Origin of the sequence: Escherichia coli (assembly GCF_036503815.1) — a bacterium.
GTDB classification, from domain to species: domain Bacteria; phylum Pseudomonadota; class Gammaproteobacteria; order Enterobacterales; family Enterobacteriaceae; genus Escherichia; species Escherichia coli_F.
In genome coordinates, this window is the sequence record NZ_AP027764.1 from 3175400 (window position 1) to 3199631 (window position 24232).

Below are 24232 nucleotides of genomic sequence, written 5' to 3' on the forward strand. Positions count from 1 at the left end.
TCAGGTGCCTCTACTTACGTTGATCATCTACCGTGACGCCTTGCGGCGGGGTGAAGGTAAATTTCGCTGCATCCACAGCCCCATTTTGCTGGGATTTCAGTTGATAACTGCTGCGCTGATCGTCCTGCTCCACCGCGCTAAACTGATGGATTGTGCCATCACGCCCCACGTTAATGGTGAACTGCTTCAAATTGCCATTGCTGGCTTTCGGCGTCAGGACAAAGTCATCGCCATTCTGTTTGATATTGTACTGCTGCCAGTCGCTGGACTGGTTGCGGGCAATCAGCATAAACGGCGTATTACCGGTGGCATCTTTCAGCCAGGTTGCCGTAGCTTGCTCAACGAACGGGTTATAGAACCACAGTGTTTTACCGTCAGAAACCAGAATGCTTTCATCAGGTTGAGTCATATGCCAGTTAAATAAGTTTGGACGTTTCACCCACAGATCGCCCTGACCTTCCTGCACCGCCGCGCCGCTACCGTCAGTCACTTTTTGTGTGAAGCTGGCGTGGAAGCTGCTGACTTTATCCAGACGGCTTTTCAGATCGCTTGCGGCATCAGCCCAAACACTGGACGCCACTAAACTTGAGAGTAATGCACAGGTGATGGCAATTTTTTTCATCATTGTTCCTCAAATTACGTCACTCCCGACCGGGAGCTCCCTCTACTCTCTATTCCAGGCTAATAATCAGCTTGAGGAAAGAAGAAAATACTGAATTTTCAGTTGATAGAGTGCCGGATGCGATGCTATCGCATCTTATCCGGCCTACGATACTCTAATTAGTCAAACGGAGGTGGGGCCAGCACTTCACGATTACCATTGTGCCCCTGTTCGCTGACAATCCCCTGCGCTTCCATCTGTTCGATAATCCGCGCCGCACGGTTATAACCAATGCGGAACTGACGCTGTACGCCTGAAATTGACGCTTTGCGTTTTTCAGTGACAAACTGCACTGCCTGATCGAACAACGGATCCAGTTCTTCAGCGCCATCGAAACCACCCGCACCACCTTCGCTTTCGCTGTCGGAGGTGATGCCATCAACATATTGTGGGCGACCACGCGCTTTCCAGTCCTGTACTACGGCATGAACTTCCTGATCGCGAACAAAAGCACCGTGGACACGTACTGGCAGCGTGGAGTTCGGCCCAGAGTAGAGCATATCCCCCATACCCAGCAGGGATTCCGCGCCAGCCTGATCAAGAATGGTACGTGAGTCAATCTTACTGGATACGGTAAAGGCGATACGGGTCGGAATATTCGCTTTAATCAGACCAGTAATAACATCAACCGATGGACGCTGCGTTGCCAGTACGAGGTGGATACCTGCAGCACGGGCTTTTTGCGCCAGACGTGCTATCAGCTCTTCCACTTTTTTACCTACCGTCATCATCAGGTCGGCAAATTCGTCCACCAACACCACAATGTACGGTTCTTTTTTCAGCACCGGATGCTGGGCATCCATACTGTCACCCGGCTTCCAGTACGGGTCTGGAATCGGACGCATCATGCGATCGGCTTCAGCAATTTTTTCGTTATAACCCGCCAGATTACGCACACCCAGCGCAGACATCAGTTTGTAACGACGCTCCATCTCGTTAACACACCAGCGCAGCGCGTTGGCGGCATCTTTCATATCGGTAACAACTTCCGTTAACAGGTGCGGAATGCCTTCATAAACCGAAAGCTCCAGCATTTTCGGGTCGATCATGATGAAACGCACATCTTCTGGCTGTGCTTTATAAAGCATGCTCAGGATCATCGCGTTCACACCGACAGATTTACCGGAACCGGTAGTCCCCGCAACCAACAAGTGCGGCATCTTCGCCAGATCGGCAACCACCGGCTCACCGGCGATATCTTTACCCAGCACCACAGTTAATGGTGACGGATTATCGCGGAACTTCGCATTATCAAGCACTTCGCGCAGATAAACGGTTTGTCGTTTTTTATTCGGTAACTCCAGACCTACATAAGGTTTGCCAGGAATAACTTCAACGACACGCACCGCCACCGTCGAAAGTGAACGGGCAAGGTCACGAGACAAGTTAGAAATGCGCGCCGCTTTTACGCCCGGTGCCAGATTCAATTCAAAGCGAGTGATAACCGGTCCCGGAGAGTAATTGACGACATCGGCTTTAATACGGAAATCAGCCAGACGCGCTTCCACCAGGCGCGCCATTTGTTCAAGCGCAAAGGTATCTACCGGTTCCACTTCGCTCGGTGGCGGTGTCAGCAAATCCAGAGAAGGCAGCGGCGTCGTCGGTTTATGCAACGGACGGCTGTCGCCATTGCGCATCAACAGTGGATGAAGCAGGGTATCCTGCGGCTGCGGCACAACCGGTTGTTGTGGCTGCTGATACTGCGGCTGCGGCGCAACTGGCTGTTGCGGCTGCTGATATTGCTGCTGTGGTGCAACCGGCTGTTGTGGCTGCTGATACTGCGGCTGTGGTGCAACCGGCTGTTGCGGCTGCTGATATTGCTGCTGCGGTGCAACCGGTTGTTGTGGCTGCTGGTATTGCTGCTGCGGCACTACCGGTTGTTGCGGCTGCTGTACAGGTTCAACAATTGGCGTAAACAGCGGTTCGTGTGGCCCATCATCCAGCAAAGCTTTCATTGGCGAAAATTCGAAATCATCCAGCGAGAACGGATTCGCCCCAGCCGGTTGTTCGCCGGAATAACGTTGTTGTTGAGTTTGAGCAAACTGACGAGCCAGTTCTGCCTCTGCCGCAGCATCTGCATCTTCTGTATTCACGGGCACATCATGTTGATACTGTTCGCCATAGCGTTGCTGCTGCGTCTGGGCGAACTGACGCGCCAGTTCATCCTGCTGCATCGCATCGATTTCATCATCGTTATAATGATCGCCGGAATCGTACTGATTGCGCTGGGCTTCACGGGCTTTTTCTTCTGCCGCACGCTGTGAGGGCAGCTTAATACCGTAAGACGCCAGTTCACGACGAGTTGGCACGCGGATGCGTTTCGGTCGTGGCAACTGCGGGCCAATCCCCTCTTTGACCTGCGGACGCGGTCCACCACTATTTGCCAGACTGAAAACTGTCGCGGCAACGGTTGCGGCAGCCCCCGTCGCCAGTGTCGCTTTTTTCACACCAGATGCCAGCGGAGAAACAGCGGCAGCGGCTTCTACTGGAGGTACTGCTGCAACAGAAGGTGCTTTCAGCGAAGATTTGATCGGTTCCGGTTCTTTAACCGGTTCTGGAATCGGTTGATACCAGGCCGCAAGTTGTTCACGTTCACGGGCTCGCTTCTCTTCCACTTCTTCAAAATAGTAAAGCGGCGGACGCGTGGGTTTTGTCTCTTCTACAACGGGTTCAGGCTCCACAACAGGCTGCTGTTCAACGGGTTGCGGCTGTTGGTACAACGGCTCCTGAGCGGCTGGCTGCTGATAAGTTTGCTCAGTCTGGTATGTAGACTGTGGAGCAAAAGTGGATTGCTGCTCTTCGGCTTGCCAGGCGTTACCTGCCACCGGTTGTTCTGGCGCAGGGGCGTAATACGGCTGTTGCGCAGACTGTTCCGCCGCAGTTGTGTAATACGGCTGCTGAACAGGTTGTTCCGCCGCAGGAGCGTAGTAAGGTTGTTGCACAGGTTGTTCCGCCGCAGGCGCATAATACGGCTGCTGTGGCTGTACAGGTTGTTGCAGCGGCTCATTATATTGCACTGCAGGCTGCGCATATTGTGGCTGCTGAGGGTAACCTTCCGGTGCAGGAGCAATAACCGGCTCTCCCGTTTGTGGCCCCGGTACAGGCTGCCAGGCTACTGTAGGTTGCGCAGGTGGAACATCAACAGAGGCAACTGGCGGCGTCTGAGTCACAGGTTCAACCGGTGCAGCCCAGCTTTGTGTCGCCGTGGTAGCAGCAGCTGCTACAGCAACAGGTTCGGTAATTGGCGCACCGTTTAATAATGGATCGTATTCGTCATATTCTGGCTGCGTTGCACGATTGCCCGAAAAGAGGACGTCGTCAGGGTCGGCAGCCACACCGCGTGCAGTGTAGGTAATCTCTTCTTCATCATCCATCCGCTTACCGGAGAACAACGCAGCATCTGTTTGCCGCCCCATCGGATTAATGAATTTTTCCGCCAGACGTTTACGACGCGCTAACGCGCCGCGAAGAATACGGGCACGGCGTGATTCATGCTGTTTGCCGTGATTTTCATCTTCATATTCTTCGTCGTCTTCATACTCATCTTCATCGACCCAGGTATCATCGCGACGGGTACGATTACTGGCGAAGGTGAGAATGTTTAAAATCCAGCCGCCGAGTTTTTCAGCAATGGTCACCCATGACCAACCGGTGAACAGCGTCAGGCCCGCTGCCCAAACGCAGAGCAGCGCAATAGTTCCCCCGCTACTGTGTAGCAGTGGTTGTAGCGTAGTGCTTAGTAAGCTGCCAATGACGCCACCGGAGGCAAAATACCAGATATCGTCAGCGTTGATTGCCGCCAGACCACAGGAGGTAAGGATGAGCGCCAAAACGCCAATGATGCGTAGCGAAACGGCAAAATAATCAATGTATTCGTCACTGGACTGATGACGCCAGGCAAACCAACAACCGCCGACGATAATGACGGGAATGGTGTAAGCCATCACGCCAAAAATAAAGAACAGCGTATCTGCCAGCCACGCACCGGGCATTCCACCTAAATTATGGATAGGCTCATGCCAGGCCGTTTGCGACCAGCTGGGGTCCGAAGGGTTAAAGCTTAGTAAGGCAACCATCAACCAGACGGCAAACAGGACAATAAGGATCAGCAACGCCTCCAGAAGTCGGCGGCCGCTACTTAACTTTGTCAATGTGACTTCTTTGTCTTCAGTGTATTCCTGGCTCAAGAAAGGCTCTCCAGGTTACAGGCTTTTCCTGCCCGATGCTAAAACGGACAACAGTACCAGGTTACCCTAGTACTGTTGCTGTATGGATTAACAGGAGTGTAATCAAAATACGCCGATTTTGCACCTGTTCCGTGTTAGCGCGTCTTAATAACCAGACGATTACTCTGCTTGACTTCTTCCATAACAACGTATGTCCGCGTGTCATTGACGCCAGGCAGACGCAGCAGGGTTTCCCCCAACAACTTACGGTAAGCCGACATATCCGGCACGCGTGTTTTCAACAGGTAGTCGAAATCACCGGATACTAAATGACACTCCTGAATTTCTTCAAGTTTTTGTACAGCGGTATTGAATTGTTCAAACACATCCGGTGCGCCACGATTCAGAGTAATCTCAACGAATACCAGAAGTGATGCATCCAGATAATGGGGGTTCAGCAGCGCTGTATAGCCCTGAATAAACCCTTGTCTTTCCAGCCGACGCACACGCTCAAGGCACGGCGTTGGGGAAAGTCCCACACGTTTAGAAAGCTCGACGTTAGAAATACGCCCATCCTTTTGCAACTCATTAAGAATGTTACGATCGATACGGTCGAGATCTTTGCCAGGGCGCTTCTTGCTATCTACCATTATTATTGTCTCTCTGTATTCCTTCCCTACTCCTGTCTGACCCTGAAACATCACTGTTCAGAGTCGCTACCCGTCACGATAGACCGAAATCATTAAGATTCACGGCGCGCAATGCCTGGTCTACGGTGAGAAGACCGTTGCCTGGTGGCAGCTATCGACATCACGAATGGCGTCTGTCCACGCCATACGTAGATTTCACTAGCACGGTAAACATGGTATTTACATGCATGGTTATGCGCATATAAGAATACTGTTTTTTTTCTTCCTCGAATGTTTTCGCAAAACACCAGGGGATTGTCAAAGCAAAACATCGATTTTTAGTACAACATGCCAGATATTCATTAACAGGGGCGTTTATTCATCATTTAATCGGCTTATAACGCGGGAAATTTAAGTAGCAGAGGTGATAATGACGGGAGAATTTGACCTGCTTATCGATACTGCCGATTGCACAAATTGTTAACAAAATCGTCATACTCTTTTTTTACGTCTGTAAATTCCCTACAATCCTGCCCATTGTCTGCCAACAACTATGGGGATCTCATGGGCACGACCAAACACAGTAAACTGCTTATCCTGGGTTCAGGCCCGGCGGGATACACCGCTGCTGTCTACGCGGCGCGCGCCAACCTGCAACCTGTGCTGATTACCGGCATGGAAAAAGGCGGCCAACTGACCACCACCACGGAAGTGGAAAACTGGCCTGGCGATCCAAACGATCTGACCGGTCCGTTATTAATGGAGCGTATGCACGAACATGCCACCAAATTTGAAACTGAAATCATCTTTGATCACATCAACAAAGTTGATTTGCAGAATCGTCCGTTCCGTCTGACTGGCGATAGCGGCGAATACACTTGCGACGCGCTGATTATTGCCACCGGAGCTTCTGCACGCTATCTCGGCCTGCCCTCTGAAGAAGCCTTTAAAGGGCGTGGAGTTTCTGCTTGTGCAACCTGCGACGGTTTCTTCTATCGTAACCAGAAAGTTGCGGTCATCGGCGGCGGCAATACCGCGGTTGAAGAGGCGCTGTATCTGTCTAACATCGCTTCGGAAGTTCATCTGATTCACCGCCGAGATGGTTTCCGCGCGGAAAAAATCCTCATTAAGCGTCTGATGGATAAAGTGGAGAACGGCAACATTATTCTGCACACCAACCGTACGCTGGAAGAAGTGACCGGCGATCAGATGGGCGTCACTGGCGTTCGTCTGCGCGATACGCAAAACACCGATAATATCGAGTCACTCGACGTTGCCGGTCTGTTTGTTGCTATCGGCCACAGCCCGAACACGGCTATTTTCGAAGGGCAGCTGGAACTGGAAAACGGCTACATCAAAGTGCAGTCGGGTATTCATGGTAATGCCACCCAGACCAGCATCCCTGGCGTCTTTGCCGCAGGCGACGTGATGGATCACATTTATCGCCAGGCCATTACATCTGCGGGTACAGGCTGCATGGCGGCACTTGATGCGGAACGCTACCTCGATGGTTTAGCTGACGCAAAATAATTTTACAAATCAGTAACAAAAGTAAAGAAGGCGACACCATGCGACTATGGGTCGCCTTTATTTTTTCCCCGTTGTAACATTGCTCTGCAAATAATTCTGATAACTCACCTGCTAAGCGTGCAATGAATAAATCCCGTCAAAAAGAGTTAACCCGCTGGTTAAAACAGCAAAGCGTCATCTCCCAACGTTGGCTGAATATTTCTCGTCTACTGGGCTTTGTGAGCGGCATATTGATCATTGCCCAGGCCTGGTTCATGGCGCGAATTCTGCAACATATGATTATGGAGAATATTCCCCGTGAAGCCCTGCTGCTTCCCTTTACGTTATTGGTTCTGACCTTTGTACTGCGCGCATGGGTGGTCTGGTTACGAGAACGGGTGGGTTATCACGCCGGGCAGCATATCCGCTTTGCCATCCGACGTCAGGTTCTCGACCGTCTGCAACAAGCAGGGCCAGCGTGGATTCAGGGTAAACCGGCGGGGAGCTGGGCGACGCTGGTACTCGAGCAAATTGACGATATGCATGATTACTATGCACGCTACCTGCCGCAAATGGCGCTGGCAGTGTCGGTGCCGTTGCTGATTGTGGTGGCGATCTTCCCCTCTAACTGGGCTGCGGCGCTCATTCTGCTGGGCACTGCTCCGTTAATTCCGTTATTTATGGCGCTGGTTGGAATGGGGGCTGCCGATGCTAACCGACGCAACTTTCTCGCTCTTGCTCGCTTAAGTGGACATTTCCTCGATCGCCTGCGCGGCATGGAAACATTGCGTATTTTTGGTCGTGGTGAAGCTGAAATTGAAAGTATTCGTTCTGCTTCGGAAGATTTCCGCCAACGGACAATGGAAGTGCTACGGCTGGCGTTTTTATCCTCCGGCATTCTCGAATTTTTTACCTCGCTGTCAATTGCTCTGGTGGCGGTCTACTTTGGTTTTTCCTATCTCGGTGAGCTGGATTTTGGGCACTACGATACTGGCGTGACGCTGGCTGCGGGGTTTCTGGCCCTGATCCTTGCGCCGGAGTTTTTCCAGCCATTGCGCGATCTGGGTACGTTTTATCATGCTAAAGCCCAGGCTGTTGGCGCGGCAGACAGTCTGAAAACGTTTATGGAAACCCCGCTCGCCCATCCGCAGCGCGGTGAGGCTGAATTAACGTCGGCCGATCCGGTGACCATTGAGGCCGAGGATCTGTTTATCACGTCGCCGGAAGGTAAAACGCTGGCAGGTCCGTTGAACTTTACTTTGCCAGCAGGCCAACGAGCGGTGTTGGTTGGTCGTAGCGGTTCAGGTAAAAGCTCACTACTGAATGCGCTTTCCGGTTTTCTTTCATATCAGGGATCGCTACGAATCAACGGAATAGAATTACGTGATTTATCACCAGAATCATGGCGTAAGCATCTCTCCTGGGTTGGTCAAAATCCACAATTACCAGCAGCAACACTACGAGATAACGTACTGCTGGCACGACCTGATGCCAGCGAACAAGAGTTACAAACAGCACTGGATAACGCGTGGGTCAGTGAGTTTCTACCGCTCCTGCCACAAGGAGTTGATACGCCTGTTGGCGACCAGGCTGCCCGCCTTTCCGTAGGCCAGGCACAACGTGTGGCGGTGGCGCGTGCATTACTGAATCCCTGTTCGCTATTACTGTTGGATGAACCCGCAGCAAGCCTTGATGCTCACAGTGAACAGCGCGTAATGGAGGCGCTGAATGCCGCCTCTCTGCGCCAGACAACGTTAATGGTCACCCACCAGTTAGAAGATCTTGCTGACTGGGATGTCATTTGGGTAATGCAGGATGGTCAGATTATCGAGCAAGGACGTTACGCGGAATTAAGCGTGGCTAACGGTCCTTTTGCCACATTGCTGGCCCATCGTCAGGAGGAGATTTAAATGCGCGCTTTGCTACCCTATCTGGCTCTGTATAAACGTCATAAATGGATGTTAAGCCTTGGTATTGTGCTGGCAATTGTCACACTGCTCGCCAGTATCGGTCTGTTGACACTTTCCGGCTGGTTCCTCTCCGCCTCAGCGGTGGCGGGCGTTGCAGGACTGTATAGCTTCAACTATATGCTACCCGCTGCAGGCGTGCGTGGCGCAGCAATCACCCGTACCGCCGGGCGTTATTTTGAACGTCTGGTGAGCCATGACGCGACTTTCCGCGTGTTGCAGCATCTGCGCATTTACACCTTCAGCAAATTGCTACCCCTCTCCCCTGCCGGACTGGCGCGCTATCGTCAGGGCGAATTGCTCAACCGCGTCGTGGCGGATGTTGATACGCTCGATCATCTTTACCTGCGCGTTATCTCGCCGCTGGTAGGCGCTTTTGTAGTGATTATGGTGGTGACTATCGGGTTAAGTTTTCTTGATTTCACCCTCGCCTTTACGCTGGGTGGCATTATGTTACTGACGCTTTTCCTGATGCCACCGCTGTTTTATCGTGCGGGAAAAAGCACCGGGCAAAATCTGACTCATCTTCGCGGGCAGTATCGCCAACAACTGACAGCCTGGCTGCAAGGGCAAGCTGAGCTGACCATTTTTGGTGCCAGCGATCGTTATCGCACGCAATTAGAGAATACTGAAATTCAGTGGCTGGAAGCGCAACGCCGTCAATCTGAACTGACAGCTTTGTCGCAAGCAATAATGCTGTTAATTGGCGCGTTAGCGGTGATCCTGATGCTGTGGATGGCGTCTGGCGGCGTTGGTGGCAATACTCAACCAGGCGCGTTAATTGCCCTGTTTGTCTTCTGTGCGTTAGCCGCGTTTGAAGCACTGGCACCAGTAACGGGTGCATTTCAGCATCTGGGGCAAGTCATTGCCTCTGCCGTACGGATCACCGATTTAACGGATCAAAAACCTGAAGTCACCTTCCCTGATACCCAAACTCGTGTTGCCGATTGCGTTTCGCTGACGTTACGGGATGTTCAGTTCACTTATCCGGAGCAGTCCCAACAGGCACTTAAAGGGATTTCTCTTCAGGTAAACGCCGGAGAACATATGGCGATTCTCGGGCGAACCGGATGCGGTAAATCAACATTGTTACAACTGCTGACCCGCGCATGGGACCCGCAACAGGGCGAAATTTTAATTAACGATAGCCCCATAGCCAGCCTGAACGAAGCAACTCTACGACAGACCATCAGCGTTGTGCCACAGCGAGTGCATCTGTTTAGCGCCACACTGCGTGATAATCTGTTACTCGCCTCGCCTGGCAGTAGTGATGAAGTTTTGGCGGAGATCTTGCGTCGAGTTGGTCTGGAGAAGCTGCTCGAGGATGCAGGTCTCAACAGTTGGTTAGGTGAAGGCGGACGCCAGCTCTCCGGTGGTGAACTGCGCCGTCTGGCTATCGCCCGTGCGCTGTTACATGATGCGCCACTGGTATTGCTGGATGAACCTACCGAAGGCTTAGATGCCACAACTGAAAGTCAGATCCTTGAATTACTTGCAGAAATGATGCGTGAGAAAACGGTGTTAATGGTCACCCATCGACTTCGCGGGCTCTCTCGTTTCCAGCAAATAATAGTGATGGACAACGGACACATTATTGAGCAAGGTACTCACGCAGAACTGCTTGCCCTACAGGGGCGTTATTACCAGTTTAAGCAGGGTTTGTAAGCTATTATTGAACGATCCGACTTGCGTGGAGTTTTGCGGTCATGCGCCTGGTTCAGCTTTCTCGCCATTCAATAGCCTTCCCTTCCCCGGAAGGCGCATTACGTGAGCCTAACGGCCTGCTGGCACTGGGGGGCGATCTTAGCCCTGCGCGCCTGTTAATGGCGTATCAGCGTGGTATTTTCCCGTGGTTTTCTCCAGGCGACCCCATCCTCTGGTGGTCGCCCGATCCCCGCGCGGTGCTATGGCCTGAATCATTACATATCAGCCGTAGTATGAAACGATTTCATAAACGCTCGCCCTATCGTGTCACGATGAATTACGCCTTTGGTCAGGTCATTGAAGGCTGTGCCAGCGATCGCGAAGAAGGAACCTGGATCACGCGTGGCGTGGTCGAAGCCTACCATCGTCTTCACGAACTCGGTCATGCCCACTCCATCGAAGTCTGGTGTGAAGATGAGCTTGTTGGCGGTATGTACGGCGTGGCCCAGGGAACGCTATTTTGTGGCGAGTCCATGTTCAGCCGGATGGAAAATGCGTCTAAAACGGCGCTTCTGGTATTCTGTGAGGAATTTATTGGTCATGGCGGTAAACTTATCGACTGCCAGGTACTTAACGATCACACAGCGTCGCTTGGTGCCTGCGAAATTCCCCGCCGGGATTATCTGAATTATCTCAACCAAATGCGCCTCGGACGATTGCCGAATAATTTCTGGGTACCACGATGCTTGTTTTCACCACAAGAATGAATGTTTTCGGCACATTTCTCCCCAGAGTGTTATAATTGCGGTCGCAGAGTTGGTTACGCTCATTACCCCGCTGCCGATAAGGAATTTTTCGCGTCAGGTAACGCCCATCGTTTATCTCACCGCTCCCTTATACGTTGCGCTTTTGGTGCGGCTTAGCCGTGTGTTTTCGGAGTAATGTGCCGAACCTGTTTGTTGCGATTTAGCGCGCAAATCTTTACTTATTTACAGAACTTCGGCATTATCTTGCCGGTTCAAATTACGGTAGTGATACCCCAGAGGATTAGATGGCCAAAGAAGACAATATTGAAATGCAAGGTACCGTTCTTGAAACGTTGCCTAACACCATGTTCCGCGTAGAGTTAGAAAACGGTCACGTGGTTACTGCACACATCTCCGGTAAAATGCGTAAAAACTACATCCGCATCCTGACGGGCGACAAAGTGAGTGTTGAGCTGACCCCGTACGACCTGAGCAAAGGCCGCATTGTCTTCCGTAGTCGCTGATTGTTTTACCGCCTGATGGGCGAAGAGAAAGAACGCGTAAAAGGTCGGTTTAACCGGCCTTTTTATTTTGTACGAAGAACGCTGGAAGTATAAGTACATAACTTGTCTCGATGTAGATATACTGCACAACTTGTTTACAGTATGAGCAAACGAGAATTGTCAGTAAAATTCTTCTTGACCGTTTTACTCCAACTCCCTATAGTAGCGCCCCGTTGCCCCCCATGAGGTCAGGCAGCAAAACAATTTGGTGAGGTGTCCGAGTGGCTGAAGGAGCACGCCTGGAAAGTGTGTATACGGCAACGTATCGGGGGTTCGAATCCCCCCCTCACCGCCATATTTGAAGAAGAGCTCGTACGAAAGTACGGGCTTTTTTTTTCGCATTTTATCTGCCTGTACGGCAGTGAACGGTATAAAAATCGAGTTTTTCTTTCGGTTGGCTTTCTAAGCTGCCTGTACGGCAGTGAACAAAATTACAAAGCATCAAAACCAGGGAATAGTTTTCTAAGCTGCCTGTACGGCAGTGAACTCAAATACTACACGTCTAGCCCGTTGTTAATAAAGCAAAACCATCTCATTTTCCTGCTGCCCCCCCCTTTTTTATCCTTACCTTTCAGCTGCACTACTTATCAACAACTTACCATCATCATCAAAAAAAGGGTCTGAACCTCCTCCACCCCATAAATAAAAAGTCCGTAACCTCTTTCGAGATTACGGACTTCACCAACCTACCTAACAATTAGATTAATGCGCTGCTTCCGCCTTGTGCTTTTGTGCACTCTGGAATCCGTAAGTCAGCTCATTTTTCTCTTTATCCAGCGCGACGGTGACCTGACCGCCGTCCACCAGCGAACCAAACAACAGTTCGTTGGCGAGCGGTTTTTTCAGGTTGTCCTGGATGACACGTGCCATCGGACGTGCGCCCATTGCCCGGTCGTAACCTTTCTCGGCCAGCCAGTTACGCGCTTCCTGGCTCACTTCCAGAGAAACACCTTTCTGATCCAACTGAACCTGCAACTCGACGATGAATTTATCCACTACCTGATGGATCACGTCGGTGGAGAGATGATCGAACCAGATAATGTTGTCGAGACGGTTACGGAATTCCGGTGTAAAGATCTTCTTGATCTCTTCCATCGCATCGGTGCTGTTATCCTGGTGGATAAGACCAATGGATTTACGCTCAGTTTCCCGTACCCCGGCATTAGTGGTCATCACCAGCACCACGTTACGGAAGTCCGCTTTGCGTCCGTTGTTATCGGTCAGCGTACCGTTGTCCATCACCTGCAACAGAATATTGAACACGTCCGGGTGCGCTTTCTCGATTTCGTCCAGCAGCAGCACCGCATGAGGATGCTTGATGACCGCATCAGTCAGCAAACCGCCCTGATCAAAACCAACGTATCCCGGAGGCGCACCAATCAGACGGCTGACGGTATGGCGTTCCATATACTCGGACATATCAAAGCGCAGAAGCTCAATGCCCAAAGCTTTCGAAAGCTGTACCGTCACCTCTGTTTTCCCGACCCCGGTAGGGCCGGCAAACAGGAACGAACCGACTGGTTTATGTTCGTGACCTAAACCTGCACGCGCCATCTTAATGGCTTCAGTCAGCGCCTCAATGGCTTTATCCTGACCGAAGACCAGCATTTTCAGGCGATCGCTGAGGTTTTTCAGGGTATCGCGGTCACTCTGAGAAACACTCTTCTCTGGAATGCGCGCAATACGGGCCACCACGGACTCAATATCCGCCACATTAACGGTTTTCTTGCGTTTGCTTACCGGCATCAGGCGTGCGCGAGCGCCCGCTTCGTCGATAACGTCAATGGCTTTATCCGGCAGATGACGATCGTTAATGTATTTCACCGCCAGCTCTACCGCTGCACGCACCGCTTTTGCGGTATAACGCACGTCATGGTGCGCTTCGTACTTCGGTTTCAGGCCGTTGATGATCTGTACGGTTTCTTCGATCGACGGTTCAGTAATATCAATTTTCTGGAAGCGACGCGCCAGAGCACGGTCTTTCTCGAAAATGTTGCTGAACTCCTGATAGGTTGTCGAACCAATTACGCGAATTTTACCGCTTGAGAGCAACGGTTTGATCAGGTTAGCCGCATCAACCTGACCACCAGAGGCTGCACCCGCACCGATAATGGTGTGGATCTCATCAATAAACAGGATGCTGTTAGTATCCTGCTCCAGTTGTTTGAGCAGCGCTTTGAAGCGTTTTTCAAAATCACCGCGATATTTGGTGCCCGCTAACAGAGAACCGATATCGAGAGAGTAAATCGTACAGTCAGCCATCACTTCCGGCACATCGCCCTGAACAATTCGCCAGGCAAGACCTTCCGCAATCGCGGTTTTGCCGACACCGGATTCCCCCACCAGCAGCGGGTTGTTTTTACGGCGACGGCAGAGAACCTGAATAGCACGCTCCAGCTCCTTCTCACGACCAATCAGTGGGTCGATTCCGCCCACACGCGCAAGCTGATTCAGGTTCGTCGTGAAATTCTCCATACGTTCCTCCCCACCAGCTTGTTCTTCGCTGTTTGGCTGGCTGCCAGGATCAGAAGACTGTGTCGGCTCGTCTTTACGCGTGCCATGAGAGATAAAGTTCACCACATCGAGACGGCTGACTTCATGTTTGCGCAACAGATATGCCGCCTGCGACTCCTGTTCGCTAAAGATAGCGACCAGAACGTTTGCACCGGTAACCTCATTGCGACCGGAGGACTGGACATGGAAGACCGCACGTTGCAGTACACGCTGAAAACTCAGCGTTGGCTGTGTGTCGCGCTCCTCTTCACTGGCAGGCAGAACGGGTGTGGTTTGTTCAATAAAGGCTTCCAGTTCCTGACGGAGCGCAACCAAATCCACAGAACACGCTTCCAGCGCCTCCCGGGCAGATGGGTTACTGAGCAGCGCCAGTAACAAGTGCTCGACGGTCATAAACTCATGACGGTGCTCGCGCGCTCTGGCGAAAGCCATATTTAAACTGAGTTCCAGTTCTTGATTGAGCATAGGCACCTCCCCCAATTTTTATGCCTGCATTCAGGCTTTTTCTAGCGTACACAGCAATGGATGCTCATTCTCCCTCGCGTACTTGTTCACCATCGCCACTTTGGTTTCTGCAACCTCGGCGGTAAAGACTCCGCAAATGGCCTTCCCCTGGTAGTGAACAGCGAGCATCAATTGCGTTGCACGTTCTACATCATAAGAAAAGAATTTTTGTAACACGTCAATAACAAACTCCATCGGAGTGTAATCATCATTGACTAATATCACTTTATACATAGATGGCGGTTTTAGCGCGTCGCGAACTTTTTCTTCCGCCAGTTGATCAAAGTCCAGCCAGTCGTTCGTTTTACCCATTGTCAGTTATCATCTTCGGTTACGGTTATCGGCAGAACGCCCTGCCGCTGACAAGAGCTTATTTGCCTGACCAATCTACTCCACATGATAGATAACTATCATCTATCGTTGGCATCAGCGACATCTGTCACATTCCTGTCAATAGCGTTAACTGCTTCAAATTTTTGATTCATACCTGCCCCCTGGCCCCTGTCAAATGCTTGACGGCTCGCCCTAATTCTCTAAATTGTATTTCTAGAGTTGGCGAGGTTTTGAACAGCCCCCTCTCTGACCCCGGTTTATTCCATCTTACTTGTATAAGATTTGCGAAGGATGTCGAAGCATGGAAAAGGGTACTGTTAAGTGGTTCAACAATGCCAAAGGGTTTGGTTTCATCTGCCCTGAAGGCGGCGGCGAAGATATTTTCGCTCATTATTCCACCATTCAGATGGATGGTTACAGAACGCTAAAAGCTGGACAATCCGTTCAGTTTGATGTCCACCAGGGGCCAAAAGGCAATCACGCCAGTGTTATTGTGCCCGTCGAAGTAGAAGCGGCAGTCGCATAGCTCTTCTGTCTCATTGTGTACATCCTAAAGGCAAAATGCCAGCCCGATCGGCTGGCATTTTTATCTCAAAAATTACTCTCGTGCCAGAGCATCTACTGGATCCAGTCGTGCCGCATTTCGTGCGGGTAACCAGCCAAATAAAATCCCGGTGACCGTCGAGCAGAGAAACGCCAGCAGCAGCGCCAACGGTGAAAAACCAATCTCCCAGCCGGGTAAGAAAAGCTGCAAGGTGAAAGCAATTAACAGTGACAGTGTTATTCCCAACGCGCCACCGACCAGGCAAACCAGTACGGCTTCGATCAGAAACTGTTGCAAAACATCGCTTGCTCGCGCACCTACCGCCATGCGAATGCCAATTTCCCGCGTCCGCTCGGTCACTGACACCAGCATAATATTCATTACACCAATACCGCCCACCACCAGCGAAATCACCGCCACCAGCGTCAGAAACAGTTGTAAAGTACGTGTGGTCTTTTCAACGGTTTTCAAGACGCCGTCCATGTTCCAGGTAAAGAAATCCTTCTTACCGTGGCGCAGTGAAAGTAAACGCGTGAGTTGCTGTTCTGCCTCGGCGCTGTCAAAGCCCTCTTTCACCCTGACAGTAATAGAGTTCAGCCACGACTGGCCCATAACTCGCCCGGACATCGTGCTGTAAGGTAACCACACGCGCAGCACTTTACTACTGCCAAACATCGACTGTTTTTCCTCTGCCACGCCGATGACTCTCGCTGGCATATTACCAACCAAGATAACCTCGCCAACCACATTTGCTTTATGGGGGAAAAGCTGACGGCGAGTATTACTGTCGAGAACCACGACTTGCGCACGGCCATTCAGCTGTTCCTGATTAAAGGTATTCCCTTCGCTGAAGGTCATGCCATAGACATTGAAATAATCGCCGCTCACGCCATTGGCACTGGCAGCCACATCAACATTGTTATAACGCAGGCGCAGGTTTTGCGAGACGGCAGGAGTGGCTGAGGCGACCCACGGTTGTTTCTGAATGGCAATTAAGTCGTCGTACTTTAGCGCCTGCTGATATTGCGGATCGTCATCGCCAAAATCTTTTCCGGGATAGACATCGATAGTATTCGTACCAATAGAACGGATATCCGCCAGCACCATTTGTTTAGCGGCATCGCCCACCACGACAATTGAAACCACCGACGCAATACCGATAATAATCCCCAGCATGGTCAGTAAAGTACGCATTTTATTCGCTGCCAGCGCCCGCCACGCCATCGTCAGCGCCTCGTTAAAACCGCTGACAAACTGCCGCCAGCCAGACGCCGTATTGATAACAGGCTCCGTCCCGCCAGCAACATTCACTTTTTCAATGGCGGGAGGATTGCGCACAATTTCGCCGTCGCGAATTTCGATCACCCGCTCGGCCTGAGCAGCGACCTGCGGATCGTGGGTAACGATAATCACCGTATGCCCGCGATCGCGCAGCTGATGCAGGATCGCCATCACCTCTTCGCCAGAATGACTGTCCAGTGCGCCGGTTGGTTCATCGGCAAGAATTACCTGACCGCCGTTCATCAATGCCCGCGCGATGCTGACGCGCTGTTGCTGACCACCCGAAAGCTGTGCCGGGTAATACTCTGTACGGTCTTCCAGCCCCAGTCGTTGCAGTAACTCCTGGGCGCGAAGCAACCGCTGTTTCCGCTCAAGACCGGCATAGACGGCGGGTACTTCAACGTTCTGCTCGGCGGTTAAATGTGAAAGCAAATGGTAACGCTGGAAAATAAAGCCGAAGTGTTCGCGACGCAGTTGCGCCAGCGCATCGGCGTCCAGCATGGCAACATCCTGACCGGCGACGCGATAGGTGCCGCTGGTGGCCTTATCCAGGCAGCCGAGAATATTCATCAGGGTCGATTTACCGGAACCCGAAGCGCCGACAATCGCCACCATCTCACCAGCATAAATATCGAGGCTGATGCCCTTCAGCACCTCAACCTGCTCATCACCGGCAGGATAGCTGCGACGAATATCCTTTAATTCGAGCAAGGGCGTCATTGTGCAGCTCCTGGTTTGGCCTCACCAATCACCACTTCATCGCCAGCTTCCAGCCCTTTGACAATCTCAACGTCGGTGTCGTTACGTGCACCAATCGTCACTTCACGTTCGCGTGTTTCACCATTACGCAACAATTTGACTTTATAACGATTATCACCGACTGGATCGCCTAACGCCGACAGAGGGATCGTCAGCACATTTTTCACATCGGTGAGCTGAATATGCACTTGCGCGGTCATATCCAGCCGCAGCAAACCATTGGGGTTGGGTACTTCAAAACGGGCGTAATAGAAAATAGCGTCGTTAACCTTTTCCGGCGTCGGTAGCACATCCTTGATTTGCCCCTCGTAGCGCGTCAGCGGATCGCCAAGCACCGTAAACCAGGCTTTTTGCCCCGGCTTCAGGTGGATTACATCCGCTTCAGAAACTTGCGCTTTTACCAGCATGGTACTCATATCTGCCAGCGTCAGAATGTTCGGTGCTTGTTGTGCGGCAATCACCGTCTGACCTTGCAGAGTGGTGATTTGCGTGACTTCCCCGGCCATCGGGGCAACGATGCGGGTGTAATCGAGATTGGTTTTAGCCGTATCGAGTGAGGCCTGATTGCGCTTGATTTGCGCGTCAATGGTGCCAATTTGCGCCTGTTTCACAGCCATCTCCGTCGCGGCGGTATCGAGATCCTGCTGTGAAACCGCCTGCGTTTGTGCAAGACGTTGCTGACGGGTATACGTCACCCGCGCCAGTTTCAGCTCCGCTTCCGCCTGCTGCCGCTGCGCGCGTAGCTCCATCAGCGTTGCTTCCACCTCCTTGATCTGGTTTTCAGCTTGTTCAGGATCAATAACCCCTAAAAGCTGGTCTTTTTTTACTTTATCGCCAATCGCCACCGACAGCGTTTTCAACTGACCGCTGACCTGCGCGCCCACATCAACCTTACGCAGCGCGTCCAGCTTTCCGGTCGCCAGCACGCTTTGCTGTAAATCACCGGGGCGCACAATCAGCGTCTGATAAGTCGGCACGGGTGCGTTAAGAATTCTCCATAACGCAATCAGTCCGGCAATGATTATCACCAGCGCAATAACGTAACGCTTCTTCACGGTTTTCCGCTTTTTCATAAATATTCTGAATACTCCATATGCCAATCCGGGTCATTAACTTCAACGAAATATCAACAAAACCCTAAAATTTACGTTAGTAATCACACTATTGATGTTTGGTTAAGATACGCCATGGTGAAATCGACGTTATGTATAACCATTGATTTCATGAATATGTCGCAGCTAACTGAACGGACCTTTACGCCATCTGAATCTCTCAGCAGCCTGTCACTTTTTCTTAGTCTGGCACGTGGACAGTGTCGGCCGGGTAAATTTTGGCATCGCCGTAGTTTTCGCCAGAAATTTTTGCTGCGCTCGTTGATTATGCCGCGTTTAAGCGTTGAGTGGATGAACGAACTTTCCCACTGGCCGAATCTCCATGTGTTGTTAACGCGCCAGCCGCGACTGCCTGTGCGTCTGCATCGCCCTTACCTTGCGGCGAATCTTAGCCGCAAGCAATTGCTGGAGGCGTTACGTTACCATTATGCATTGCTCCGTGCCTGCATGTCGGCAGAAGAATTCAGCTTATATTTGAATACTCCCGGGCTGCAACTGGCGAAGCTGGAAGGCAAAAATGGCGAGCAGTTCACGCTTGAGCTGACCATGATGATCTCAATGGATAAAGAAGGTGACAGCACAATCCTGTTCCGCAACAGCGAAGGTATTCCTCTGGCAGAGATCACCTTTACCCTGTGTGAATATCAGGGGAAAAGAACAATGTTTATTGGCGGACTGCAAGGTGCGAAATGGGAAATTCCACATCAGGAAATCCAGAATGCGACGAAAGCCTGCCACGGGCTATTTCCCAAACGTCTCGTGATGGAAGCGGCCTGTCTGTTTGCCCAACGTTTGCAGGTAGAGCAGATCATTGCCGTCAGCAATGAAACGCATATTTACCGCAGCCTGCGTTATCGCGATAAAGAAGGCAAAATCCATGCTGATTACAACGCGTTCTGGGAGTCGGTTGGCGGCGTATGTGATGCTGAACGCCATTACCGCCTTCCGGCACAGATAGCACGAAAAGAGATTGCCGAAATCGCCAGTAAAAAACGGGCTGAATACCGTCGGCGCTATGAGATGCTCGACGCTATTCAGCCACAAATGGCCACGATGTTTCGCGGTTAATCCGCGCGACCGCGCGCCAGCCACAGCACGCGTGAGAACATTTTTTTCAGCAGCGTCGGTACGGAATCCACACCACGACGTCCTGCCTCCATTGCCACTTCAATGGCAAGATCGGGTTTGGAAGAGCGATGGATCGCTTTCGAGATAATTTTGCGCAGATTCATCGGTACATTTTCCGGGATTTGCGCCACGCGGTGGAACACATCGGAAAATCCCTGGCGATACATAAAATGTTCCATATCCAGCGCCGGTAACGCCGTTAAATGTTCTCGTTCGGCTTCCCGATCGTTATTCAACAGGCTGCGTACCGTAGCGGCATATTTCTTCCCTGCTTCATCGCCATCGACCAGTACATGCCATTCAATCCCCATTCGGCGGGCAAATTTAACCAGTGGCTTTAGCCCGGACTGGGCAAACTCAATGACCTTGATCCCTTCGGCATCAAAATGATGTCCACACTGACGCGCCAGTTCATTGATAACCCAGGTTTCCGTTTCGCCTTCCACCAGCAGCCAGCAGCGTGCAAACAGCGATGACGGACGATTAAAACGAATGTGGAAAGAGATGCGTCGGCTATCTTCGGTACTCAAGCCACTCGGCCCCAGACGCCAGGCGGCAACGCGAGAGGACTCACGTACCAGTCGGCAAACATGCTCTACCGGCGTTAAAGAAAGCAGCTCGCCAGAGTTGGTGGTGGCAATGCGCTGCAATGGCAGAAGATTCAACAGATGCCAGGCAACTGAAAGCATAATGGGGTGTAAACGGGTTTCTGGATCTTCGATCAGCAACAATGGACGGGCGTCTTTATCCAGTCGCAATGTGCCTTTTGCCTGCAATAAAGTAGCAAACAGGCCGAGCAAAATAACCCGATACGAGCGCCCTCCTGGTCGGTCAATCATCCGGTTGATGATATCGAGATAACGCCAGCTTCGTTGCTCATTACTGGCCCGCCGCCGCATTAAACGATATCGCGCTTGTCCGGCCCCCTGTTCAGAGAAATAATGCTCAAGCAGCTGTACCATTGCGGAAAGTCCCTGACGAATCTGCCCATCAGAGAGATTTTGCGGATGTGAGGATAACTCACGGGCGAGGAAATCGAGTTGGCGCGCGGTGACTTCCACATTGGGGACATTTGGCACCGTGCCGCTACGAATACGGCGCATAAAGCGGGCATCACGCAAGCGCAGCACCGGCATTAAACGCACCAGATGGCGTGCCTGATCGTTAATATCCTCGACATCAATCGGATGTCCGTCTTTATCGAGAAAACTGCGGAGTGTCATCACACTGCCATCTTCCGCACTCTCCCCTTCCAGGCGATAAAAAATTCGATGATAACCATCGGTGCATGGCGTCCAGCATGCTTCCAACGGTCGATAGCGGCGTACCCGATGACGGCCTGGCAGCGATTCGCGGAAGGTCAAAATAATATGCAGATGATGTTCCCGCCCGTTGATATCTCCCGGCGGAAACCAGAAATCGTCGCGCTCAAAATGGTAGAGATCTGATTCTGGCGATAGCAGCAGGGTTAAGGCGTCCAGCAAGCTGGATTTACCCCACGCGTTCTCCCCAATCAGGACGTTGTTTTGTTCCAGCATCAACGATAAACGGTTGATACCGCGAAAACCCACAATTTCAACGCGCTCAAGAATCATATCCCCTCCAGAAATATGTGACTTATCCTTTACGCTGGCAGTATAACGGGAAAGGCCGTGCTAATACGTGATGACATCACATTTAAGCATGGCAAATGTCTGAAAAATGAGCGAATAATTGTTTTATACTCCCTCTTGCTGATAAACCAGCAAAAACAAACAAATCAAATAATTAGCATGGTAAATTATTTTTTATTCCGCCTAAAGGCTTAATTTTTTCGTTTGCACTACACTGTCAATCAGACAAATGACTATATGCGTCAACCCGCTGTTGCCCTAAATCAAATTTACTGGATTTATTTATCTGGTGAATGACTCGCCTTCGTTTTTAAAATAGCCGCGCATTATTTCCGTCGTCACTTTTTTACGACGACCCTATAAAACGACCATATTTTTCACAGGGTCAATTTTTAATTGAGGTGGATATGTTCAGAAAATTAGCAGCTGAATGTTTTGGTACTTTCTGGCTTGTTTTTGGTGGCTGTGGTAGTGCCGTACTGGCCGCAGGCTTCCCGGAATTAGGCATTGGTTTTACCGGCGTAGCGCTGGCATTCGGTTTAACCGTTCTGACGATGGCCTTCGCTGTTGGTCATATTTCTGGTGGTCATTTTAACCCGGCGGTCACTATTGGCTTATGGGCTGGCGGACGTTTTCCGGCAAAAGAAGTCGTTGGCTACGTAATTGCCCAGGTTGTCGGCGGTATTGTTGCAGCGGCGCTGCTGTATTTAATTGCCAGTGGTAAAACGGGATTTGACGCGGCAGCCAGCGGTTTTGCTTCTAACGGTTATGGCGAGCATTCACCAGGCGGTTATTCCATGCTTTCCGCGCTGGTAGTTGAACTGGTATTGAGTGCAGGTTTCTTGCTGGTGATCCACGGCGCAACCGACAAATTCGCTCCGGCGGGTTTTGCACCAATTGCCATTGGTCTGGCATTAACGCTGATTCACTTAATCAGTATTCCGGTGACTAACACTTCCGTTAACCCGGCGCGCAGTACTGCGGTTGCCATCTTCCAGGGCGGCTGGGCGTTAGAACAACTGTGGTTCTTCTGGGTAGTGCCAATTATCGGCGGTATTATCGGTGGTCTGATTTACCGGACTCTGCTGGAAAAACGTAATTAATTAACGCAGAAGGCCTGGCGCAATGTCAGGCCTTTTTTAAATATATTGATTCATCTTCCTGTTGCGCTCCTTGATGTGTTAAGCCACATATAGTCACTGGCGCAGGGAGCGCGCAGGGGGCGGCCAATCGCCGCCGCCCCCTGCACCCCCGGGCTCTGGCGAACAAAATCGCCGCTGCGCGGTGCCCTCGACTTATCCCTTGCGGCTACCGGGTCGGGCGCGAGGTAACATCCCGGTAAAACGCGCCCTCAGCCCACATCCATGTGGGCTGCCCCGGCCTTCAGGGAACGCCTCGGCGATTTTGACGCCACCAACACCGGTGCGGTTTGTAATTAAAGCGCAAGAATATCTTTAAATGAAAATGAATACCCTACCGATCCTTATGCATAACATTTCCTTTTAATTGCAACTTTACTCGTCCTTCCGCTTTCAGTAGTGTGTCATCGCGCATTTCGAATCTTCTTTGCAAGGACTGGGTTTTCATGTTTTCTGGGCTGTTAATCATTCTGGTTCCCCTGATTGTGGGTTACCTCATTCCGCTTCGCCAAAAAGCTGCATTAAAGGTTATTAATCAGCTATTAAGCTGGATGGTTTACCTTATTCTCTTTTTTATGGGTATCAGTCTGGCGTTTCTCGATAACCTCGCCAGTAACCTGTTGGCGATTCTGCATTATTCCGCCGTCAGTATTACCGTTATTTTACTGTGTAATATTGCCGCCCTGATGTGGCTGGAGCGAGGCCTACCGTGGCGCAACCACCACCAGCAAGAAAAACTCCCGTCGCGTATTGCGATGGCGCTGGAGTCGCTAAAACTGTGCGGCGTAGTAGTGATTGGTTTTGCCATTGGCCTGAGTGGACTGGCTTTCTTACAACACGCGACCGAAGCCAGTGAATACACCTTAATTCTGCTACTTTTCCTCGTCGGTATTCAGTTGCGCAATAATGGCATGACCTTAAAGCAGATTGTCCTTAATCGCCGGGGAATGATTGTCGCCGTGGTGGTGGTTGCCAGTTCATTAATTGGTGGTTTAATTAACGCCTTTATTCTTGATCTTCCCATCAATACCGCGCTGGCAATGGCCTCCGGTTTCGGCTGGTATTCTCTTTCCGGTATTTTATTGACCGAATCTTTTGGTCCGGTAATCGGGAGCGCGGCGTTTTTTAATGATCTGGCCCGTGAGCTGCTTGCTATTATGTTGATCCCTGGGCTGATTCGCCGTAGCCGCTCTACTGCACTGGGCTTATGCGGTGCGACGTCGATGGATTTCACCCTGCCCGTTCTTCAACGTACTGGCGGGCTGGATATGGTCCCGGCGGCGATTGTTCACGGTTTTATTCTTAGCCTGTTAGTGCCGATCCTCATCGCCTTTTTCTCTGCATAATACCTCTCTGGCGGTAGATCCCTGCCGCCAAAATTGCGCTAAATCAATCTCCCTTAAAGTTGCATGAAAAATCC

Annotated in this window: 18 protein-coding genes and 1 tRNA gene; 10 read left to right on the top strand and 9 right to left on the bottom strand. The window is 51.2% G+C overall.

Annotation, left to right across the window (positions count from 1 at the left end; genetic code table 11):
* Positions 1–10: 10 nt before the first annotated feature.
* The 3 genes from lolA to lrp form a co-directional block, all read right to left on the bottom strand.
* A complete protein-coding gene (gene lolA / locus AABJ99_RS15260; RefSeq protein WP_001295343.1) occupies positions 11–622 on the bottom strand; it encodes an outer membrane lipoprotein chaperone LolA in 612 nt (203 codons plus the stop codon).
* Between the two features lie 158 nt (positions 623–780).
* Entirely contained in the window at positions 781–4848 is a 4068-nt protein-coding gene (ftsK, locus tag AABJ99_RS15265; protein ID WP_338387367.1) for a DNA translocase FtsK, read from the bottom strand.
* A 134-nt stretch (positions 4849–4982) separates the two neighbouring features.
* A complete protein-coding gene (lrp, locus tag AABJ99_RS15270) occupies positions 4983–5477 on the bottom strand; it encodes a leucine-responsive transcriptional regulator Lrp (protein ID WP_000228473.1) in 495 nt (164 codons plus the stop codon).
* A 543-nt stretch (positions 5478–6020) separates the two neighbouring features.
* Between lrp and trxB the strand changes: the two genes are divergently transcribed.
* The 6 genes from trxB (at position 6021) to AABJ99_RS15300 (ending at position 12180) form a co-directional block, all read left to right on the top strand.
* A complete protein-coding gene (trxB, locus tag AABJ99_RS15275; RefSeq protein WP_001385255.1) occupies positions 6021–6986 on the top strand; it encodes a thioredoxin-disulfide reductase in 966 nt (321 codons plus the stop codon).
* Between the two features lie 122 nt (positions 6987–7108).
* Complete coding sequence (gene cydD / locus AABJ99_RS15280) at positions 7109–8875, top strand: heme ABC transporter permease/ATP-binding protein CydD (RefSeq protein ID WP_039020465.1); 1767 nt, start codon at positions 7109–7111, stop codon at positions 8873–8875.
* Positions 8876–10597 carry a heme ABC transporter ATP-binding protein/permease CydC gene (cydC, locus tag AABJ99_RS15285; protein ID WP_039020464.1) on the top strand — a complete coding sequence of 574 codons (1722 nt, stop codon included), beginning with the start codon at positions 8876–8878 and terminating at the stop codon, positions 10595–10597.
* A 41-nt stretch (positions 10598–10638) separates the two neighbouring features.
* Positions 10639–11343 carry a leucyl/phenylalanyl-tRNA--protein transferase gene (gene aat / locus AABJ99_RS15290; RefSeq protein ID WP_001241667.1) on the top strand — a complete coding sequence of 235 codons (705 nt, stop codon included), beginning with the start codon at positions 10639–10641 and terminating at the stop codon, positions 11341–11343.
* A gap of 284 nt (positions 11344–11627) precedes the next feature.
* The gene (gene infA, locus AABJ99_RS15295) at positions 11628–11846 is read left to right on the top strand and encodes a translation initiation factor IF-1 (protein ID WP_039020463.1); all 219 of its coding nucleotides are present in this window, start codon (positions 11628–11630) and stop codon (positions 11844–11846) included.
* A 246-nt stretch (positions 11847–12092) separates the two neighbouring features.
* A tRNA-Ser gene (locus AABJ99_RS15300) sits at positions 12093–12180 on the top strand.
* Between the two features lie 407 nt (positions 12181–12587).
* Here AABJ99_RS15300 and clpA read toward each other — a convergent pair.
* From clpA to yljB, 3 genes are all read right to left on the bottom strand, one after another.
* A complete protein-coding gene (gene clpA, locus AABJ99_RS15305; RefSeq protein ID WP_000934050.1) occupies positions 12588–14864 on the bottom strand; it encodes an ATP-dependent Clp protease ATP-binding subunit ClpA in 2277 nt (758 codons plus the stop codon).
* Positions 14865–14894: 30 nt separating this feature from the next.
* A complete protein-coding gene (gene clpS, locus AABJ99_RS15310) occupies positions 14895–15215 on the bottom strand; it encodes an ATP-dependent Clp protease adapter ClpS (RefSeq protein WP_000520781.1) in 321 nt (106 codons plus the stop codon).
* 98 nt (positions 15216–15313) lie between these two features.
* Entirely contained in the window at positions 15314–15388 is a 75-nt protein-coding gene (gene yljB, locus AABJ99_RS15315) for a protein YljB (protein WP_001406719.1), read from the bottom strand.
* A gap of 149 nt (positions 15389–15537) precedes the next feature.
* Here yljB and cspD point away from each other — a divergent pair, with 149 nt between their 5' ends.
* The gene (gene cspD, locus AABJ99_RS15320; RefSeq protein ID WP_000410785.1) at positions 15538–15762 is read left to right on the top strand and encodes a cold shock-like protein CspD; all 225 of its coding nucleotides are present in this window, start codon (positions 15538–15540) and stop codon (positions 15760–15762) included.
* 72 nt (positions 15763–15834) lie between these two features.
* Here cspD and macB read toward each other — a convergent pair whose 3' ends face one another.
* Positions 15835–17781, bottom strand: a complete 1947-nt coding sequence (macB, locus tag AABJ99_RS15325; protein ID WP_039020462.1) for a macrolide ABC transporter ATP-binding protein/permease MacB — start codon at positions 17779–17781, stop codon at positions 15835–15837.
* Positions 17778–18893 carry a macrolide transporter subunit MacA gene (macA, locus tag AABJ99_RS15330; protein ID WP_039020461.1) on the bottom strand — a complete coding sequence of 372 codons (1116 nt, stop codon included), beginning with the start codon at positions 18891–18893 and terminating at the stop codon, positions 17778–17780. Before macA ends, macB begins: the two co-directional genes overlap by 4 nt.
* A gap of 150 nt (positions 18894–19043) precedes the next feature.
* Here macA and ybjX point away from each other — a divergent pair, with 150 nt between their 5' ends.
* Complete coding sequence (gene ybjX / locus AABJ99_RS15335) at positions 19044–20000, top strand: VirK/YbjX family protein (protein WP_134736206.1); 957 nt, start codon at positions 19044–19046, stop codon at positions 19998–20000.
* On the opposite strand, the gene ybjD is transcribed toward ybjX, so the two are convergent.
* The gene (gene ybjD, locus AABJ99_RS15340) at positions 19997–21655 is read right to left on the bottom strand and encodes an ATP-dependent endonuclease (protein WP_039020460.1); all 1659 of its coding nucleotides are present in this window, start codon (positions 21653–21655) and stop codon (positions 19997–19999) included. The two genes, ybjX and ybjD, sit on opposite strands and share 4 nt — an antisense overlap.
* Positions 21656–22080: 425 nt before the next feature.
* Here ybjD and aqpZ point away from each other — a divergent pair, with 425 nt between their 5' ends.
* Complete coding sequence (gene aqpZ, locus AABJ99_RS15345) at positions 22081–22776, top strand: aquaporin Z (RefSeq protein ID WP_001354877.1); 696 nt, start codon at positions 22081–22083, stop codon at positions 22774–22776.
* Between the two features lie 482 nt (positions 22777–23258).
* Positions 23259–24158, top strand: a complete 900-nt coding sequence (gene lysO, locus AABJ99_RS15350) for an L-lysine exporter LysO (RefSeq protein WP_039020457.1) — start codon at positions 23259–23261, stop codon at positions 24156–24158.
* The last annotated feature ends 74 nt before the right edge of the window (positions 24159–24232 follow it).